This window comes from Sphingomonas flavalba (assembly GCF_004796535.1).
In the GTDB taxonomy this organism is placed as follows: Bacteria; Pseudomonadota; Alphaproteobacteria; order Sphingomonadales; family Sphingomonadaceae; genus Sphingomonas_L; species Sphingomonas_L flavalba.
In genome coordinates, this window is record NZ_SPHY01000016.1 from 1 (window position 1) to 17,167 (window position 17,167).

At 69.2% G+C, this 17,167-nt stretch carries 18 protein-coding genes and 1 pseudogene; 11 read left to right on the top strand and 8 right to left on the bottom strand.

Going from position 1 to position 17,167, the window contains the following annotated elements; all coding sequences use genetic code 11:
• The 6 genes and pseudogenes from E4A53_RS14710 to E4A53_RS12785 form a co-directional block, all read left to right on the top strand.
• Window positions 1–872: pseudogene (locus E4A53_RS14710) on the top strand (helicase-related protein); the annotation flags it as partial.
• Entirely contained in the window at window positions 862–1,131 is a 270-nt protein-coding gene (locus E4A53_RS12765) for a S4 domain-containing protein (RefSeq protein WP_206366322.1), read from the top strand. The pseudogene E4A53_RS14710 and the gene E4A53_RS12765, both read left to right, overlap by 11 nt.
• 86 nt (window positions 1,132–1,217) lie before the next feature.
• Complete coding sequence (fdxA, locus tag E4A53_RS12770; RefSeq protein WP_136163500.1) at window positions 1,218–1,556, top strand: ferredoxin FdxA; 339 nt, start codon at window positions 1,218–1,220, stop codon at window positions 1,554–1,556.
• Between the two features lie 228 nt (window positions 1,557–1,784).
• Window positions 1,785–2,327, top strand: coding sequence for a CarD family transcriptional regulator (locus E4A53_RS12775; RefSeq protein ID WP_136163501.1), 543 nt, complete (start codon window positions 1,785–1,787; stop codon window positions 2,325–2,327).
• Between the two features lie 116 nt (window positions 2,328–2,443).
• Window positions 2,444–3,178: a head GIN domain-containing protein gene (locus tag E4A53_RS12780; RefSeq protein WP_136163502.1), complete on the top strand. Its 735-nt coding sequence runs from the start codon at window positions 2,444–2,446 to the stop codon at window positions 3,176–3,178.
• A gap of 143 nt (window positions 3,179–3,321) precedes the next feature.
• Window positions 3,322–4,029, top strand: a complete 708-nt coding sequence (locus E4A53_RS12785) for a GIN domain-containing protein (protein ID WP_136163503.1) — start codon at window positions 3,322–3,324, stop codon at window positions 4,027–4,029.
• 87 nt (window positions 4,030–4,116) lie between these two features.
• Here the strand turns inward: E4A53_RS12785 and E4A53_RS12790 are convergent, their stop codons facing one another.
• Both E4A53_RS12790 and E4A53_RS12795 read right to left on the bottom strand, forming a co-directional pair.
• The gene (locus E4A53_RS12790; protein ID WP_136163504.1) at window positions 4,117–6,522 is read right to left on the bottom strand and encodes a TonB-dependent receptor; all 2,406 of its coding nucleotides are present in this window, start codon (window positions 6,520–6,522) and stop codon (window positions 4,117–4,119) included.
• A 106-nt stretch (window positions 6,523–6,628) separates the two neighbouring features.
• The gene (locus E4A53_RS12795) at window positions 6,629–7,618 is read right to left on the bottom strand and encodes an NADP-dependent oxidoreductase (protein WP_136163505.1); all 990 of its coding nucleotides are present in this window, start codon (window positions 7,616–7,618) and stop codon (window positions 6,629–6,631) included.
• A gap of 198 nt (window positions 7,619–7,816) precedes the next feature.
• Here E4A53_RS12795 and E4A53_RS12800 point away from each other — a divergent pair, with 198 nt between their 5' ends.
• The 5 genes from E4A53_RS12800 to bfr all read left to right on the top strand — a co-directional run bounded on the left by E4A53_RS12800 (window position 7,817) and on the right by bfr (window position 11,796).
• Window positions 7,817–9,046 (top strand): mechanosensitive ion channel family protein, encoded by a 1,230-nt coding sequence (locus tag E4A53_RS12800; protein ID WP_136163506.1) that lies wholly within the window; start codon window positions 7,817–7,819, stop codon window positions 9,044–9,046.
• 236 nt (window positions 9,047–9,282) lie between these two features.
• The gene (locus tag E4A53_RS12805; protein ID WP_136163507.1) at window positions 9,283–9,738 is read left to right on the top strand and encodes a hypothetical protein; all 456 of its coding nucleotides are present in this window, start codon (window positions 9,283–9,285) and stop codon (window positions 9,736–9,738) included.
• Window positions 9,660–10,991 (top strand): DUF418 domain-containing protein, encoded by a 1,332-nt coding sequence (locus tag E4A53_RS12810; protein ID WP_136163508.1) that lies wholly within the window; start codon window positions 9,660–9,662, stop codon window positions 10,989–10,991. Before E4A53_RS12805 ends, E4A53_RS12810 begins: the two co-directional genes overlap by 79 nt.
• Window positions 10,992–11,049: 58 nt before the next feature.
• Window positions 11,050–11,220, top strand: a complete 171-nt coding sequence (locus E4A53_RS12815) for a (2Fe-2S)-binding protein (protein WP_136163509.1) — start codon at window positions 11,050–11,052, stop codon at window positions 11,218–11,220.
• A 96-nt stretch (window positions 11,221–11,316) separates the two neighbouring features.
• On the top strand, window positions 11,317–11,796 hold the full coding sequence (gene bfr / locus E4A53_RS12820; RefSeq protein ID WP_136163510.1) for a bacterioferritin: 480 nt from the start codon (window positions 11,317–11,319) through the stop codon (window positions 11,794–11,796).
• 13 nt (window positions 11,797–11,809) lie between these two features.
• On the opposite strand, the gene E4A53_RS12825 is transcribed toward bfr, so the two are convergent.
• The 6 genes from E4A53_RS12825 to panB all read right to left on the bottom strand — a co-directional run bounded on the left by E4A53_RS12825 (window position 11,810) and on the right by panB (window position 17,116).
• Entirely contained in the window at window positions 11,810–12,259 is a 450-nt protein-coding gene (locus E4A53_RS12825; protein ID WP_136163511.1) for an Hpt domain-containing protein, read from the bottom strand.
• A gap of 93 nt (window positions 12,260–12,352) precedes the next feature.
• Window positions 12,353–12,559, bottom strand: a complete 207-nt coding sequence (locus E4A53_RS12830; RefSeq protein ID WP_136163512.1) for a sulfurtransferase TusA family protein — start codon at window positions 12,557–12,559, stop codon at window positions 12,353–12,355.
• Entirely contained in the window at window positions 12,556–13,956 is a 1,401-nt protein-coding gene (der, locus tag E4A53_RS12835; RefSeq protein ID WP_136163513.1) for a ribosome biogenesis GTPase Der, read from the bottom strand. Before der ends, E4A53_RS12830 begins: the two co-directional genes overlap by 4 nt.
• 117 nt (window positions 13,957–14,073) lie before the next feature.
• Window positions 14,074–15,441 carry an outer membrane protein assembly factor BamB family protein gene (locus E4A53_RS12840; protein ID WP_136163514.1) on the bottom strand — a complete coding sequence of 456 codons (1,368 nt, stop codon included), beginning with the start codon at window positions 15,439–15,441 and terminating at the stop codon, window positions 14,074–14,076.
• The gene (locus E4A53_RS12845) at window positions 15,438–16,139 is read right to left on the bottom strand and encodes a tetratricopeptide repeat protein (RefSeq protein ID WP_136163515.1); all 702 of its coding nucleotides are present in this window, start codon (window positions 16,137–16,139) and stop codon (window positions 15,438–15,440) included. Before E4A53_RS12845 ends, E4A53_RS12840 begins: the two co-directional genes overlap by 4 nt.
• A gap of 92 nt (window positions 16,140–16,231) precedes the next feature.
• Entirely contained in the window at window positions 16,232–17,116 is an 885-nt protein-coding gene (gene panB / locus E4A53_RS12850) for a 3-methyl-2-oxobutanoate hydroxymethyltransferase (protein ID WP_136163516.1), read from the bottom strand.
• Window positions 17,117–17,167: the final 51 nt, after the last annotated feature.

The following is a 17,167-nucleotide window of genomic DNA, read 5'->3' on the forward strand; positions in this document are numbered from 1 at the left end:
TCGCCGCCGACGGCGACGACGGCTTCGCGCTGCTGACCGACACCCCCGGCGCGCCGCCTACCCTCGCGTGGCGCGGCCTGCCGGTGGCGGCGCTCACCCGCGGCAAGGGGCTGCTGCGCCCGGCGCTGCGGCTCGACCGGGCGATCGCCGCCTTGTCGGAGGCGCAGCGCGCCGCAATCGCCGCCCGGCTGGCGACATGGGTCGACACGCAGGTCGCGCGGCTGCTCCAGCCGCTGGCGCGGATCGCCACCGCCGGGCGCGATCCGGCGACGCCGCCGCCGCTGCGCGCGCTGCTCGCCCCGCTCGGCGAGGCGGGCGGGCTGATCGCGCGACAGGCGGTCGAGCCGGCACTGGCCGGCATGGACAAGGCGACACGCTATCAGGCGCGGCGGCTCGGTATCACCATCGGCGCGCTCGACGTGTTCGCCGCGCCGCTGCTGAAGCCGGAAGCGATGCGCTGGCGGCTGGCGCTTGCCGCAGCGCAGGCGGATGCGGGCATGCCGCCGGTGCCGCCGCCGGGCGCGGCGCTGCTGCCGCGCGATCCGGCCCATGCCGCCGCCGGCTACCGCCCGCTCGGCGAGCAGATGCTGCGCGTCGATCTGGTCGAACGCATCGCCCGTGCCGCGCATCAGGCGCGCGACGGCCGCCGCCGCTTCGCCCCCGATCCCTCGCTGGCGACGTCGATGGGGCTGAGCGCCGCCTCCCTCGCCCGGCTGATGGAAAGCCTTGGCTTCCGCGCCGAGCCGGCCGAAGCGGAGCAGGCGGCGGGCTGGGCCTGGGCGCCGCGCCGCCGGCCGCGCCCGGCCGCCGCCGTTGCCCGGCCGGGCAATGCCTTCGCCGCGCTTGCCGCGCTCCGCCGCCATGACGGGTGAGGCGTTGCGCCTCGACAAATATCTGTGGTTCGCCCGGCTGGCGCGCAGCCGCGCGGCGGCGCAGGCGATCGCCGAGGCCGGCCATATGCGGATCAGCGGCCGGGTCGTCGCCCGCGCCCATGCCTTGGTCAAGGTCGGCGACGTGCTCAGCTACCCGGCCGGCGCGCGGGTGCGGGTGATCCGCATCGAGGCGCTGCCGGCGCGGCGCGGCCCGGCGGCGGAGGCGCGCGCCTGCTATACCGATCTGGCGCCGGAGTGATAACGACTTGCAACAGGCCGCTAAACATTGACGGGCGGAGTCCGGCGCAATAGCGGGGGGCGAATGCCCCTGGGAGCCATGTTGCCATGACCTACGTCGTCACCGATGCCTGCATCCGCTGCAAGTATATGGATTGCGTCGAAGTCTGTCCGGTCGACTGCTTCTACGAAGGCGAGAACATGCTGGTCATCAACCCCAGCGAATGCATCGACTGCGGCGTCTGCGAGCCGGAATGCCCGGCCGAGGCCATCCTGCCCGATACCGAAAGCGGACAGGAGCAGTGGCTGGAGCTGAACGCCACCTTCTCGACCCAGTGGCCGAACATCACCCGCAAGCGCGAGCAGCCGGACGACGCCGACGCGCACAAGGGCGAGGAAGGCAAGTACGACAAGTATTTCTCGCCGGAGCCGGGCCAGGGCGACTGAGTCGCCCGCCAGCACCGCACCCGATGAAAGCCTCGTAATTCCGCCGTTTTGACGGTGGGCTGGCATTTTTGCTGCGAATCTGTTAAATCAGTCGCCGATCGCAACGCATGTCCCCCATCGCGTCCGCAAGAAAGGCTGTTCTATCCCGCCCTCGCGAGTGCCTCACGCCCTTCAGGCGAACGCTCTCGTGCGGATGCGCATCACAATCCAAGAAAGGTCGCTAGGCAAATGGCTGCAAAGGCGCTGAGCTTCGATGTCGGTGATTATGTTGTATACCCCAAGCACGGTGTCGGTCGGGTCGTCGAACTCCAGCGACAGGAAATAGCCGGGATCAACCTAGAGCTGTACGTCCTGCGCTTCGAAAAGGAGCGGATGACGCTGCGCGTGCCGACCAACAAGGCCGAAAGCGTCGGCATGCGCAAGCTGTCGTCGGACAAGACGCTGCAGGAGGCGCTGCAGACGCTGACCGGCAAGCCGCGGGTCAAGCGCACCATGTGGTCGCGCCGCGCCCAGGAATATGAGGCGAAGATCAATTCGGGCGACCTGGTGTCGATCGCCGAGGTGGTCCGCGACCTGTTCCGCGCCGACGACCAGCCCGAGCAGAGCTACTCCGAGCGCCAGATCTTCGAGGCCGCCGCCAGCCGGCTCGCCCGTGAGCTGGCCGCGATGGAGCAGATCGACGAGCCGAAGGCGCAGACCAAGATCCACGAGATCCTCGACAAGGCCGCCGCCATCCACAACAAGGCGAAGGAAGCGGCGGTCGACGCCTGATCCGCGTCGCGTCGCAGGCAAGTAAAGGGGCGGTCCCGGCGGGGCCGCCCTTTTTTTGTGGACCGGCACCCAGTCCTTGCTGTATTATTATAGCAATACAGTAAGGAGATACCGCCATGCGCATCTTTGCCGCCGCGCTGCTCGCCACCGCGCTGGCCGCCTGCACGCCGGGCAATGCCAACAGCAGCCGGGCGAGCGGCCAGACCGCCAGCCGCAGCTTCCCCGCCAGCGGCTTCGATCGCATCCAGCTCGCCGGGTCGGACCGGGTGATCGTCAAGGTCGGCGGGCGCGAATCGGTGACCGCCACCGGCGACACCGCCGTGCTCGACCGGCTGGAGATAGAGGTGCGCAACGGCCGTCTCCGCATCGGCCGCAAACGCAACAGCGGCTGGGTGCTGTTCTCCGACGGCTCGCGCGGCCACGCCACGGTCACCGTCACCCTGCCGAAGCTGGCCGAGGCGACGATCGCCGGATCGGGCGATATGGACGTCGACCGCGCGTCGGGCGAGCGGTTCGACGCCGGCATCGCCGGGTCCGGCAACCTGCGCGTCGCCGCGCTCGACGCGCGGAGCGCATCGTTCGACATCGCCGGCTCGGGCGACCTCGTCGCCGCCGGCACCGCCGGCGCGATCGCCGTTTCGATCGCCGGATCGGGCAATGTCGACGCCGCCGCGCTGAAAAGCGATCAGGCGAAGATCTCGGTCGCCGGCTCAGGCGGGGTCAAGGCCGGGGTCGACGGCGAAGCGGTGGTGTCGATCATGGGCTCGGGCGACGTCGCGATCACCGGCAAGGCAAGCTGCCGGGTGTCGCGCATGGGCTCCGGCTCGGTGCACTGCCCCGGTCAAGGTTAGGGCCTGTCCGCTTTAGGCGGCACCGCCCTCCAGCACCTTTCCAACGATGCCATGCATCGCCGGAACCTTGGGCGCTTCCGCCCGCTCCGCTTCAAGCGGACAGCGCCGTTGCGGCGGCGCGCGACGCGGGGCATGATCTGCGGATGCCGTCGCGCTGCGCCCTCCTGATCGCCGCCCTCTCCGCCGCGGCGCCCGCCGCCGCCGCCGAACGGACGATCGGCATCACCAGCTTCGACCGCATTCTGGTAGAGGGGCCTTACGCGGTCAGCGTCGTCACCGGCCGGGCGGTCTCGGCGCGGGCGACTGGCGCGCTGCGCGGGCTGGACGGCCTGTCGCTCAGCGTCGACGGCACGACGCTGCGCGTCCGGACCAGCGGCGGCGCCTGGGGCGGCTATCCGGGCGAGGCGGCCGGCCCGGTGCGGCTGGCGCTGACCACCCCGGCGCTCACCGTCGCGCGGGTGCTCGGCAGCGGCGCGCTTACCGTCGACGCGATGCGCGGCGCCCGCGTCAGCCTCGGCGTCGAAGGCGCCGGCACCCTCGCCGTCGCCCGGATCGACGCCGATCGCGCCGATCTGGCGCTCGCCGGTTCGGGCAGCCTGACCGCCGCCGGCACCGTCAAGGCGGCGAACGCGGTGGTCCGCGGCAACGGCTTGCTCGACGCCGGCCGGCTCGCCGCCAACGACATAACCGTCAACAGCCAGGGCGGCGGCCAGGTCACCGCCCGCGCCGGCCACGCCGCCACCGTCGCCGCCAACGGCACCGGCGACGTCACCATCCTCGGCGCTCCCGCCTGCACCGTCCAGCACCAGGGCTCCGGCACCGTCCGCTGCGGCGACGCCCCGCCGCGCTGACCCCGGCATGCCGGCGCGGGCGGGCGTCCCAGAGTTTGTCCTGTTCGAGCTGCACCGGGCGCCGATTCCGCCTGAAGCGGACCAACTCTAAAACGCCGCCTTCACGGTCAGGCCGTAGGTGCGCTGGTCGCCCGGCTGGCCGATGATCAGCCCGGTATTTCCGGACTGGACCGACAGGAAATCGAAATATTTGACGTTGAACGCGTTGCGGACCCAGCCATAGGCGTCCCAGCCGCTGGCGCTGCGGAAGCCCAGCCGCAGGTTGGACAGCGCATAGCCCTCGATATCGGTGTAAGCCGAACGCGACGGGTTGGACGAGAATATCGATCGATAGCTGCCGTCGAAACCCAGATAGACATTGCCCTCCTGCCCCAGCACCTGCGCGGGGACATTATATTCCGCGCCATAGGACAGCGCCCATTTCGACACGCCGGGCAGGATCTGGCCGGAAATGTCGCAGAAGGCCGGGCTCGGGCCGCCGGGCGTGCCGGGCGCCCCCGGTGTCTGGCCGGCGGCGACAGCGGTGCCGCCGGCCAGTTCTGGTGGGCAGGGCGCATCGACGAACTTCGCATATTTGGCGTCGGTGAACGCGCCATTGGCGTACAGGCTGAGCCGGTCGCTCGGCCGCAGCGCGAAATCCGCCTCGATGCCCCGCACCCTGACCTTGGCGGCATTGGCGAGATAGCCGCGGATCACGCCAAGCTGCCCGTTGGTGACGGTCGCCTGGAAATTCTTCACATCGGTCCAGAAGCCGGCGATGTTCAGCGTCGCCCGCCGGTCGAGGAACTGGGTTTTCAGCCCGACCTCGAAATGGTCGACGCTCTCCGGCTTCACCGTCTGCACCGCGAGGATCGGGTTGTTGGCGGCGTCCAGCGGCAGGCCGGACAGGTTGATCCCGCCCGACTTGAAGCTCTTGGCGTAGGTCGCATAGCCCATCACGTCGGCCGCGACGTCGTAGGACAGGGTGAAGTCGTAGGACAGGTTCCAGTCGCTGAACTTGGGCTGGTAGCTTTGCGGCGCCAGCACCCCGCGCTGGTCGGAATTGAGCGTGGTGCTGCCGCTCCCCGTCACCACCGTCGCGACGTAGGAGCCGCTTTTCTTGTCGTAGTTGACGCGGATGCCCGGCTGGACGCGCAGCCGGTCGGTCAGCTTCCAGGTGAACTGGCCGAAGGCGGCGAGGCTGGTGTTGCTGAAATCGATGGCGTTGTCCGACCGCAGACCGTCCAGCACCGACGGGTCGTTGGCGTTGACCCCAGACGGGTTGAGCAGCCAGCGGCTCGCCGCCGGCCCCTGCACCTGCGCGCCGGATGTGTGGACCGTCTGGTGGAAACCGAACAGGCCGAACACGTAATCGACCGCCCCGCCCGCCCCGGCATAGCGGATCTCCTGCGTCCATTGCCGCTGCTTCGACGGGTTGGCCGACACGGCGGTGATCGGCAGGCCGATGAAATCGCGGTCGTTCGACGGATCCCAGTTCCAGAAGCGCCAGGCGGATACCGAGGTCAGCGTCCCCGGCCCCAGTTCCCATTCGGCACGCAGCGACACCCCGCCCAGCGACTGCTTCGCCTTCAGATCGCCGTCGAGGTCGGTCACCCGGTCGAACGGGTTCAGGCTGGGCGGCGCATAATTGAACGCCGCCGCCAGCGCCGCATATTGCCGGTTGAGCGGTCGCTGCGTCGCGCCGGTGCGCACATACACCTGGCCGCAGCATACCGGGTTCTGCCGGTTGTAATCGCCGGCCAGCGTCAGGTTCAGCGTGTCGGTCGCGCGCAGCAGCAACTGCGCCTTCACGCCCAGATTGTCCTGCTCGTTGATCCGGTTGCCGGTGGTGATGTTGTACAACGTGCCGCGCCGGTGGGTGCCGGCGGCGGCGATGCGGATCGCCAGCCGGTCGGCGATCAGCGGGCCGGACACCGCCGCCTTGGCCTGCACGAAACCGAGGTTGCCGTAGCTGACCTCGATCCGCCCTTCCGGCGAGAAGCTCGGCGGCCGGCTGGTGATGTTGATCGCCCCGGCGGTGGTGTTCTTGCCATAGAGCGTGCCCTGCGGCCCGCGCAGGATCTCGATCTGCTGGACGTCGAGGAAGTCGAAGGTCGTCGCGGCGCTGCGCGCGTAGAATACCTGGTCGACATACAGGCCGACGCCCTGCTCGATGCCGTCGTTGGTCAGCCCGAACGGCGCGCCGAGCCCGCGGATGTTGGCGGCGCTATTGCGCGGGTTGCTCGAAAAGAACTGCACCGTCGGCTGCAATTGCTGCAGCTTGCCGACATTGAAGCTGCCGGTCGCCTCCAGCGCGGTGTCGTTGACCACCGAAACCGCCAGCGGCACCTTCTGGATCTTCTCCTCGCGCCGCCGCGCGGTGACGACGATGTCGCCGCTCGCCGGGTCGGCCGCCTCGACCGCCCCGGCGGCGGCGCTCTCCGCGCGGGCGGCCTGCGGCGGCGCCAGGATCGCGGCGTAACCGACGCCGGCCATCAGCAGGTATCTATGCATGTCGTCCTCCCTTATGAGGGAAGAAATATAATCTCACTCTTTTAAGTAGAGAAATAGCGAAAAATCTACCGCGCGGCAAAGCCCCGCTTCGCCTCGCCGCCAACCCCTAGATTCTAACCAGCATTTTCCCGGTATTGGCGCCGGAGAACAGGCCGAGGAACGCGTCGACCATGCTGTCCAGCCCTTCATGCACGGTGGTCCGCGCCGTCACCTTGCCGGCCAGCACCCATCCGGCCATCTCCTGCACGAAGGCGGGCAGCTCGGCCAGGAAATCGGTATAGATGAAGCCCTGCATGCGGATCCGCGCCGGGATGGTACGGATCAGGTATTTCAGGGTCAGCGCGCCGCCGTCGTTGTAGCGGTCGATCATCCCGCAGATCGCGAAGCGCGCATTCTGCCGCGCCAGCGCGAAGGCGGCGTCGAGATGCTCGCCGCCGACATTGTCGAAATAGACGTCGATGCCCTCGGGCGCCGCGACGGCCAGTTGCGGCAGCACGTCGCCCGCCTTGTAGTCGATGCACGCATCGGCGCCCAGTTCGCGCACCCAGGCGCATTTGGCCGCGCCGCCGGCCGATCCGATCACCGTCATGCCTTTCAGCTTGGCGATCTGGACGACGGCGGAGCCGACCGCCCCGGCCGCCGCCGACACGAACACCGTGTCGCCCGCCTTGGCTTCCGCCACGCGCAGCAGCCCGAAATAGGCGGTGCCGCCGGTCAGCCCCAGATTGTGCAGCCAGGTCTCGTCCGGCACGCCCAGCGCCGGCAGCTTCTGCGCCATCGTCTCGGCGCCGATCACCGCCTCGTCGCGCCAGCCGGCCATGTGCAGCAGCTTGTCGCCGGGCGCGAAGGCGGGATTGCGGCTCTCGATCACCTCGCCGACCGCGCCGCCTTCCATCGGCGCGCCGAGCTTGAACGGCGGCACATAGCTTTTCACGTCGTTCATCCGCCCGCGCATATAGGGGTCGACCGACAGCCACAGGTTACGGACGCGCGCCTGCCCCTCGGCGAGCGGCATATCGGGCAGCGGCTTCAGCGCGAAATTGTCGATCGTCGGCATACCGTCAGGCCGGGACGCCAGATGCCATGCGCGCGCCATCGCTCTCTCCTGTTCGCCATATTATGATCCGTCTTATTCCGAAACCGATCACCGTACCAAGCAAAAGCGGCACCCGGCTTGCCGGGCGACAGCGTTTGACAGGCCCGCCGCCCGACGGCACTGTCGCCCGACCGCAATCACAGCCAGGAGGAATAAAGGACGTGCCCGTTCACACGGGCGGCGTCGATGAAAGCTGTCATGACCGGCCTTGCACCCACCGCCTCCGCCCTGCCCTTCCTCGCCAGTTCGCCGCCCTGGGCGGAAACGCTGACCGGCCTCGCCATCCTTGCCACGGTCGCCTTCCTCGCCAATCTGGTCGTCAAGAAGCTGATCCTGCGCCTGGCGCTGCGCTTCCTGCCGGCCGACGGGCCGACCCCGGCGCCGATCGTCGCGCGGCTGGCCAATATCGTCCCGGCGGTGATCGTCGCGCGCGGCATAGACGCGGTGCCGCACCTCCATGCCGGCGTCGCCAACCTCGTCCGCAACGGCGTCAGCGTGTTCGTCATCCTGACCATCGTGCTGGCGATCAGCGCCGCGCTCGATCTGGTCAACCTGCTCTACCAGCGCCGGCCGGACGCGGCGAGCCGGCCGATCAAGGGCTATGTCCAGGTCGTCAAGATCCTACTGTTCGTCGCCGCCGCGATCCTCGTCGTCGCGACGCTGATGGATCAGTCGCCGCTGCTGCTGCTCTCCGGCCTTGGCGCGATGGCGGCGGTGCTGATGCTGGTGTTCAAGGACACGATCCTGTCGCTGGTCGCCTCGGTCCAGCTTACCTCCAACGACATGCTGCGTGTCGGCGACTGGATCGAAATGCCGCAGCTCAACGCCGACGGCGACGTCATCGACATCGCGCTGCACACGGTGAAGGTGCAGAACTGGGACAAGACGATCACCTCGATCCCGACCCACCGGTTGATCACCGAAAGCTACAAGAACTGGCGCGGCATGTCGGAATCGGGCGGGCGGCGGATCAAGCGCGCGCTGCTGCTCGACCAGAACAGCGTCCGCTTCCTGGGCGCCGCCGAGCAGGCGGCGCTGCGCCGTTTCGCGCTGCTCGACGGCTATCTCGACCGCAAGCAGGGCGAACTGGACGCGTGGAACGCCGGCCTTGCCGAACAGGGCCGCGACCCGGTCAACAGCCGGCGGATCACCAATATCGGCACCTTCCGCGCCTATGTGATCGCCTATCTCCAGGCCCATGGCCGCATCGCGCAGGACATGACCCAGCTGGTTCGCCAGCTCCAGCCGACGTCGCAGGGCCTGCCGCTCGAAATCTACTGCTTCACCAGCACCACCGCCTGGGCCGCCTATGAATCGATCCAGGCCGACATCTTCGACCATCTGCTGGCGATTCTACCCGAATTCGGCCTGCGTCTGTTTCAGGAACCCAGCGGCCTCGACCTGCAAAACGCCCTGTCCACCAGCTGACCGCCCCCCCCAGCGCTGCACGTCCGCGCAAGCAGGAGCAGAGGAGTCATCCCCCACCCCGCCCCCACCCCGCCATCGCGAATCCCTGCAGGGAGCGTGGCGATCAACCCGCCACCACCCTCCGGGCAATCGCCGCGCTCCATGCGTCGTCACACCCAGGGGCAACGCCGCCCAAAGCCCGGCTTGACTCGCCCGCCCCGGCCAAGTGAACTCCGCCGCCCGAAAGGAGGGCCGCCATGCTGAAACCCGTCCTCGTCGCCACCGCGATCGCCGGCACGCTCGATCTGATCGCCGCCTTCGTCTTTGCCGGTGCGGCAGGCATGGCGCCGGCAGCGGTGCTGCGCTTCGTCGCCAGCGGGCCGTTCGGCGACGCTGCTCTCACCGGCTCCGGCGGCTGGATGGCTGTCGGCGTCGCCGTCCATTACGCGATCATGGCGGCGATGGCGGCGACCTTCATCGCCGCCGCCCGGCGGATGCCGGTGCTGGTCGCCCGGCCGCTGGTCGCCGGCGTCGCCTACGGCCTGCTGCTGTGGTTCATCATGTATTGGATCGTCCGGCCGCTGCGCTGGCCGGCGATCGGCATCCCGACCGATCCGCAGGCGATCGCCGGCCAGTGGTTGTGCCACCTGATCCTGGTCGGGATACCGATCGCGCTGGTCGCGGCGCGCGCGCTCCGATCGGGGCGCGCCTGACCGCCACCGCCGCCCCGGCGGGCACGCCGCCCCGCCTCGCTACCGTCGACGCCGTGCGCGGCGTCGCGGTGATGGGCATATTGCTGCTCAACATCATCGCCTTCGCGATGCCCGGCTATGCCTATGTCGACCCGCATTATTACGGCGGGGCGGACGGCGCGAATTTCGTCGCCTGGGCGCTCGCCTACGTCCTCGCCGACGGCAAGATGCGCGGGCTGTTCACCATGCTGTTCGGCGCCAGCATGCTGCTGATCGCGGATCGGGCGCTGGCGTCCGGCGCGCGCCCGGCCCGCGTCCATTATGCGCGGATGCTCTGGCTGTGCGTCATCGGCATGCTCCACGCCTATCTGGTCTGGGCCGGCGACATCCTCGTCCTCTACGCGCTGTGCGGCGCGGCTGCCTTCCTCGCCTGGCGACTGCCGGCGCGCACGCTTTTCGTGTTTGCCGCCGCACTGCTCGCCGCGAAGCTGGCGGTCGGCGCCGTCCAGTACGACGCCGCCGCGCGGTACGAGGCGGCGGCGACCGACCCGGCGTCCGACCCGGCGCTGCGCGCGGGCTGGCAGGCCTATCGCGACTCGATGGCGCCGCCGCCGGCCACCGCCGCTACGGACCTCACCGCCTATCGCGGCGGCTGGGCCAGCGTGCAGGCCGCGCGTGCCGAAACCGCCCTGCGCTACCAGCAGCGCATCCTGCCGCTGGTCATCCCGGACACTCTGGCGCTGATCGCGCTCGGCATGGCGCTGTTCCGCACCGGCTTCTTCAGCGGCGGGTGGAGCCGGCGGCGCTACCGGCAGGTCGCGCTCGCCGGCTATCTGGTCTGCGTGCCGCTCTATCTGCCGCTGGTCGCGTGGATCGACGCCATCCGCTTTTCCCCTGTCACCCTGCTGATGACGGAGGCGCTGCACCTGACCCTGCTGCGCCCGCTGCTGGCCGTCGCCGACGCGGCGCTGGTCATCCTGTTCGTGCAGTCCGGCCACGCCCGCTGGCTGGCGGAACGGCTGGCCGCCGCCGGGCGGATGGCCTTTTCCAATTATGTCGGCACCAGCCTGGTCTGCACCCTGCTGTTCTACGGCTACGGCCTTGGCTGGTACGGCTGGCTGGAACGCTGGCAATGCTACGGCGTCGTCGCCGGGGTGTGGGCGCTGATCCTGCTGTGGTCGAAACCCTGGCTCGACCGATTCGCCTATGGGCCGCTCGAATGGCTGTGGCGCTCGCTGGCGCGCGGCCGGCCGCAACGCTTTCGCCGCAACTGATCACTTGCAATCCATTCTCAATAGCTATATTTGGGTTGCGAGAGAGAGGGCGGAACCGATGGTCGTCTGCGTCTGCAACGCAATACGGGAAAAGGACGTGCGCGAGGCCGCGCGTCAGGGCTGCGGCGACCCGCTTTCGGCCTATGCCAGCCTCGGCCGCCGTCCCCGCTGCGGCCAGTGCGTGCCGTTCGCGCGAGAGATTATCACTGAAGAACGGGCTACTGCATAACGCTTGCAACTGGATAAACCGCGGATTTCTGCGGTTTTTTCGGGTGATTCTTCCAGCCGGCACCGCTATGATAGCGGCCTGCGGAAGGAGAATGTCATGCAGGGTGACGCGAAGGTCATCGAGTATCTGAACGACGCGCTCAAGAATGAGCTGACGGCGATCAACCAGTATTTCCTGCACTACCGCCTGCTCGACCATTGGGGCGTTAAGCGCCTCGCCAAGTTCGAATATGGCGAATCGATCGACGAGATGAAGCACGCCGACAAGCTGGCGGAGCGCATCCTGTTCCTCGACGGGCTGCCCAATTTCCAGATGCTCGGCCGGCTGCGGATCGGCGAATCGGTCGAGGAGATCCTTAAGGCCGACCTCGCGCTGGAGAATGAGGCGATCCCGCTGCTGCGCGACGGCATCGCCCATTGCGAAAGCGTGCGCGACTATGTCACCCGCGAATTGCTGGAAGATATTCTCGCCAGCGAGGAAGAGCATGTCGACACGCTGGAACGCCAGTTCGACATGATCCGCCAGATGGGCCTGCAGAACTACATCCAGCTCCAGTCGAAGCCAGAGGAGGACTGACGGCGGCGGGGTTTCAGCCCCGCCCCATCCCCTCGGCCCCCATCCCTTCGGCCAGCGCCTGCGCCTTGCGCCCGAAGGCGGGGCGCCGTTCGACCAGCGGGTTGGTCTCGCGGTCGAACTGGGCCAGCGTTTCGGCGAACAGCGGCTTCAGCCGCACCGCTTCCGCGATCAGCTCGTCCGGCGCCTGGTGCATCTCGACGCAGCGCCGGGCGACCATCTCGATCGTCTCGGCGCTGTCGGCGACCAGCCCGGCGCCGAACTGGCGCGCCTCGCCTTTCAGCGTATGGGCGGGGACGACCAGCGCCGCCGCGTCGCCGGCGCGCAGCGCCTCCTCGATCCGGGTGAGCGCCTTGGCGCCGTCCTCCCGGAAATAGCCGAGAATCCGCACGAAATCGGCGCCCAGCTCGGCTCGCACCTGCTGGAACATCGCCCAATCGATCAAACTGCTTTCCTGTCCGGACACTGTCGCCCGCATCCTTCCTTCGCGGCCCCGTTTTCCCGCAATAGACCGGAATCGTAAAAGGCCGGTTGATGTCCGGGCCGCGCCCGGCAAAATTCAGGCGCCGGCGCGGCGCACCCGCGCGCCGGCGCCGATCGGCGTCTCCTCCGCCGTCACCGTCCAGCCGCGTTCGGCGGCCAACGCGGCAATCTCGCGCGGGGCGGCGGGGTCGTCGGCGACGATCACCGCCTCCGCCGCGTCGCGCAGCGCCTTGGCCAGCATCAGCGCCGGCCACGGGCAGTGCATGCCGCGCGCGTCGATCATTTGCCGCCGAACGGGTTCTTCGGCGCGCGCAGGGTCAGCCGCACCGGCACCGCGCCAAAGCCCAGGTCGCGGCGGATGCCGTTCATCAGGTAGCGCCGGTAGCTTTCCGGCAACTGGTCGACGCGGGTGCCGAACAGCACGAAGCCCGGCGGCCGCGTCTTCGCCTGGGTCAGGTAGCGCAGCTTGATCCGCTTGCCGCCCGGCGCCGGCGGCGGGTTCTGCTCGATCGCGCGTTCGAACCAGCGGTTGAGCTGCCCGGTCGGCACCCGCTTCGACCAGGCGTCGCGTGCCGCGAACGCCGCCTCCAGCAACTGGTCGATGCCCTTGCCGGTCACCGCCGAGACGGTCAGAAGCGGCAGGCCCCTGACCTGCGCCAGCCCGTCGTCGAGCGCGGCGCGCACCCCGTTGAACAGCGCGCTAGGCTCGTCCGCTACGTCCCATTTGTTGAGCGCGACGATCAACGCCCGGCCTTCCTGCAACACCGCGTCGGCGATCCGCAGGTCCTGCGCCTCCAGCCCGCGCGTCGCATCGAGCAGCAACACGACGACCTCGGCGAAATCGACGGCGTGGAGCGCATCGGCGACCGACAGCTTCTCCAGCTTGTCCTTGACCAGCGCGCGCTTGCGCATGCCGGCGGTGTCGATCAGCCGCACCGGCCGGTCGCGCCAGGCCCAGTCGATCGCGATCGAATCGCGGGTGATCCCGGCCTCCGGCCCGGTGATCATCCGTTCCTCGCCCAGCATCTGGTTGATCAGCGTCGACTTGCCGGCATTGGGCCGGCCGACGATCGCCAGTTTGAGCGGCCCGGTCGCCACGCCGTCGGCATCGCCCTCCTCGTCCTCATCGCCGCCGCCGTCCTCGCTTTCGCTGTCTTCCGCGTCGCGCTCGATGAACGGCCGCAATCCCTCGAACAGGTCGGCCAGCCCCTCGCCATGCTCGGCGGACATCTGCACCGGGTCGCCGAAGCCGAGCGCCAGCGCCTCCAGCACCCCCTGCTCGCCGGCGCGCCCTTCCGCCTTGTTGGCGACAAGCACCACCGGCGTGTCGCCGGCGCGCAGCCAGCGGGCAATCTCGGCGTCGAGCGGCAGCACCCCGGCGCGCGCGTCGATCATCAGCAGCGCCGCGTCGGCCTCGGCCAGCGCGGCGGTGGTCTGCGCCCGCATCCGCCCCGGCAGGCTCTGCGGGTCGTCCTCCTCGAACCCTGCGGTGTCGATGATCCGGAACGGGCAGCCGAGCAGGTCGGCATCGCCCTCGCGCCGGTCGCGCGTCACCCCCGGCCGGTCGTCGACCAGCGCCAGCTTCTTGCCGACCAGCCGGTTGAACAGCGTCGACTTGCCGACATTGGGCCGGCCGATAATGGCGATGACGGGCAGGGCATGGTGCGGGGTGCGGGGCATGGCCCCCGCGCCCTAGCCGCTATCGGTGCCGGTTGTCGAACGCGAACGGCAAACACCCCGCCCGTCATGCCGGCGCAGGCCGGCAACCCCGGCGCCGTCGCTTGGCCAGCCGCCGCTTCACCGCCAGGCGGTCAGCCTGCCTTTCTCGTCTACGGTATAGAGCGTCTTGTCCGCCACCACCGGCGGCAGGAAGATCGGGGTCTTGTACTTGACCGTGCTGTTCACCTTGCCGGTCGTCGCGGAAACATAGGCAATCTGGCCGCGGGTGCTGGCCAGCACCAGCTGCCCGCCGGCAAGCACCGGGCCGGACCAGGCGATCTGCCCCTTCTTCTTCTTTTCCTTTTCCCAGCGCGGCAGCTGGGTGACCCAGCGCACCTTGCCGGTCGCGCGCGCGACGCACAGTACCCGCCCGTCGTCGGCGACGACATACAGCCATTCGCCGGCGATCCACGGCGTCGACAGGCCGGCGACATTGATTTCCCACAGACGCTGGCCGGTCACCAGCTCCAGCGAGACCATCCGCCCGCCCTGGCCGATCGCGAAGACGCGGCCCTGGTCGATCACCGGATCGGCGTCGACATCGTTGATGATGCCGACCTGGGTCGAAATGCTGGTCTTGGACAGCGCGTCCTGCCACACCGGGCGGCCGTTCTCGTAGCGATAGGCGTTCAGCTCGCCGGACGAGAAACCGGCAACCACCGTGCCCTGCGCCACCGCCGGGGCGGCGACGCCGAAAATGCCCGCGGTCTCGATCGTGCCGCTGGTCGTCCACTCCAGGTTGCCGTCGCTGGCGCGCAGCGCATAGAGCTGGTTGTCCTGCGACATCACATAGACATTGCCGAGCGCGATCGTCGGCGCGCCGCGCAGCGGGCTGCCCGGCCGCTTCTTCCACAGTACCTTGCCGTCGGCGGCGTTGAACGCGACCACGTCGCCCAGCCCGTTGGTCGCGTAGAGATGCTCGCCATCAACGCTGACGCCGCCGCCAAAGACGACGCCGCTCGTCCCCTTCATCTCGCCGGACCAGAAGCTCGGCCCGCCCTCGACATCCTGCGCCGCGCCGACGTCGGCCTGCCAGGCCAGGTTGCCGGTCCGGCTGTCGAACGCGCGCAGTCGGGCGCGGGTGTCGACGATATAGACGCGGCCGCCGCTGATCACCGGGGCGGAAGCCAGCCGCGCGCGGTTCGACCCGGCGTCGATCTTGACCGACCAGGCACGCTGCGGCGAAGCGGCCAGCGCCAGATGGCCCATCGCCTTGGCGGCGTTGCCGCCGGGCTGCGCCCATTCGGCATTCTCCACCGGCGGGGGGAGCTGGACCTCGACATCGGCGATCGACGGGTCGACGTCGACGCTGGCTTCGGACACCAGCACCGGTATGCGGTTGCCCAGCACCGGCGTCTTGGGCTTGTTGCTGCCCTTGAACACGCCGCAGCCGCTCAGGCTGGCCAGGGCGGCGACGGCTACGGCCGTTGCGATGACACGCTTCATTTGGCTACGCTTTCCTTCGCCGCATCGACGGCATCGACCCCCAATACCCCGGCCATCTGCACCGCGCGTGAACGGATGCTCGCGGGCACGCCGGCATCGGCGGCGATCTTGCCGAACAGCGCGCCGGCTTCCTTCGGCTTGTTGGCGCGGACATAGGCGGCGGCGACCATCTCGCCGGCGCTGCCGAACCACGGATTGCCGGGCACCGCCAGCCCTTTCAGCCGGCTGATCACCGTTTCGGGCGGCAACACGTCGTATTCGGCGGCGGTCTGGCGGACCAGCGCCAGGTCGCGGAACGGCTGGCCGATGCCGCTATCCTCCGCGATCGCCTTGTATTGCGCGGCAGCCCCTTTGGTATCGTCCTTCTGCAAGGCGATGTCGGCCAGCGCCAGCCGGGCGGCGGCGCTGTAGCCGGGCCGGTCGGACTTGGCGAGCGCCTCCAGCTTCGGCTTCGCCTCGTCGACCTTGTTGGCGCCGAGCGTGGCGAGCGCCGTCGCCAGCTCGTCGCCCTGCAGCCCGGCGCGTCCGGCGTCGTAGTTGCGGTACCAGAGATAGCCGCCGAACAGCAGCAGGCCGATCAGGATCGCGGCGCCCAGCGCAATGCCGTAGGTCTTGCCGAACCGGGCCAACTGGTCGCGGCGCAGTTCCTCGTCGACCTCGCGGATGAAGGCTTGATTGTCGGATGGCGTCAAAGCCAAATTCTGTCTCCGTCGGCGCTAAGCTGCGCGGACCTTAGCGATGCCCGCATGTTGAGAAAAGCCGCCAAATCGCGGTTGGGGGGTGCGGCCGGTCAGCCGGTTTTCGCCGTCGGCCCGGCGGCGGCACGGCGATAGGTCTGGTCGGCGGTCGGGAAGCTGCGCGCCCTGACCTCGCCGGCATAGGCGACGGCGGCATCGCTGACCAGATCGGCCATCGCCGCGTAACGCTTCACAAAGCGCGGCGTCCGCTCGAACAGCCCCAGCATATCCTCGGTGACCAGCACCTGCCCGTCGCAGCGGGCCGACGCGCCGATGCCGATCGTCGGGCAGGCGACCGCGTCGGTGATCGCGTCGGCGATCGACTCGATCACCCCTTCGACGACGATCGCGAAGCTGCCGGCGTCGGCGACCGCCTTCGCGTCGCCGATCAGCTTCTTCTCCTCCGCCTCGCTGCGCCCGCGCGCGCCGTAGCCGCCGAGCACGTTCACCGCCTGCGGGGTCAGGCCGACATGGGCCATCACCGGAATGCCGCGGGCGGACAGGAAGGCAATCGTCTCGGCCATCGCCTCGCCGCCCTCCAGCTTGACGGCGGCGGCGCCGGTTTCCTTCATGATCCGCGCTGCGCTGGCGAAGGCCTGCTCCTTCGACCCCTCGTAGCTGCCGAACGGCATGTCGACGACGACGGCAGCGTGGTAGCTGCCGCGCACCACCGCCGCGCCATGGGCGCACATCATCTCCAGGCTGACCGGGACGGTCGACGGCAGGCCGTAGATCACCTGGCCCAGGCTGTCGCCGACCAGCAGCAGGTCGCAGTGCGGGTCCAGCAACTGCGCCATCCGCACCGTATAGGCGGTCAGCATGACCAGCGGTTCGCCGCCCTTGCGGGCGCGGACGGCGGGGATGGTCAGCCGCTTCATCGGCGCCGGGGTCGGCGTGGCGCGGCTGGTGGCGGTGTCGATGGTGAAGGTGGTAGACATCGGGCCTGCCTAGCCGGTTGGCGTGCGGGAGGAAAGAAGATGGCGACGAAC

Coding starts and splice junctions, on each gene's coding strand:
- E4A53_RS12765 (WP_206366322.1), top strand. CDS start 862: ATGACGGGTGAGGCGTTGCGCCTCGACAAATATCTGTGGTTCGCCCGG.
- fdxA (WP_136163500.1), top strand. CDS start 1,218: ATGACCTACGTCGTCACCGATGCCTGCATCCGCTGCAAGTATATGGAT.
- E4A53_RS12775 (WP_136163501.1), top strand. CDS start 1,785: ATGGCTGCAAAGGCGCTGAGCTTCGATGTCGGTGATTATGTTGTATAC.
- E4A53_RS12780 (WP_136163502.1), top strand. CDS start 2,444: ATGCGCATCTTTGCCGCCGCGCTGCTCGCCACCGCGCTGGCCGCCTGC.
- E4A53_RS12785 (WP_136163503.1), top strand. CDS start 3,322: ATGCCGTCGCGCTGCGCCCTCCTGATCGCCGCCCTCTCCGCCGCGGCG.
- E4A53_RS12790 (WP_136163504.1), bottom strand. CDS start 6,522: ATGCATAGATACCTGCTGATGGCCGGCGTCGGTTACGCCGCGATCCTG.
- E4A53_RS12795 (WP_136163505.1), bottom strand. CDS start 7,618: ATGGCGCGCGCATGGCATCTGGCGTCCCGGCCTGACGGTATGCCGACG.
- E4A53_RS12800 (WP_136163506.1), top strand. CDS start 7,817: ATGACCGGCCTTGCACCCACCGCCTCCGCCCTGCCCTTCCTCGCCAGT.
- E4A53_RS12805 (WP_136163507.1), top strand. CDS start 9,283: ATGCTGAAACCCGTCCTCGTCGCCACCGCGATCGCCGGCACGCTCGAT.
- E4A53_RS12815 (WP_136163509.1), top strand. CDS start 11,050: ATGGTCGTCTGCGTCTGCAACGCAATACGGGAAAAGGACGTGCGCGAG.
- bfr (WP_136163510.1), top strand. CDS start 11,317: ATGCAGGGTGACGCGAAGGTCATCGAGTATCTGAACGACGCGCTCAAG.
- E4A53_RS12830 (WP_136163512.1), bottom strand. CDS start 12,559: ATGATCGACGCGCGCGGCATGCACTGCCCGTGGCCGGCGCTGATGCTG.
- der (WP_136163513.1), bottom strand. CDS start 13,956: ATGCCCCGCACCCCGCACCATGCCCTGCCCGTCATCGCCATTATCGGC.
- E4A53_RS12840 (WP_136163514.1), bottom strand. CDS start 15,441: ATGAAGCGTGTCATCGCAACGGCCGTAGCCGTCGCCGCCCTGGCCAGC.
- panB (WP_136163516.1), bottom strand. CDS start 17,116: ATGTCTACCACCTTCACCATCGACACCGCCACCAGCCGCGCCACGCCG.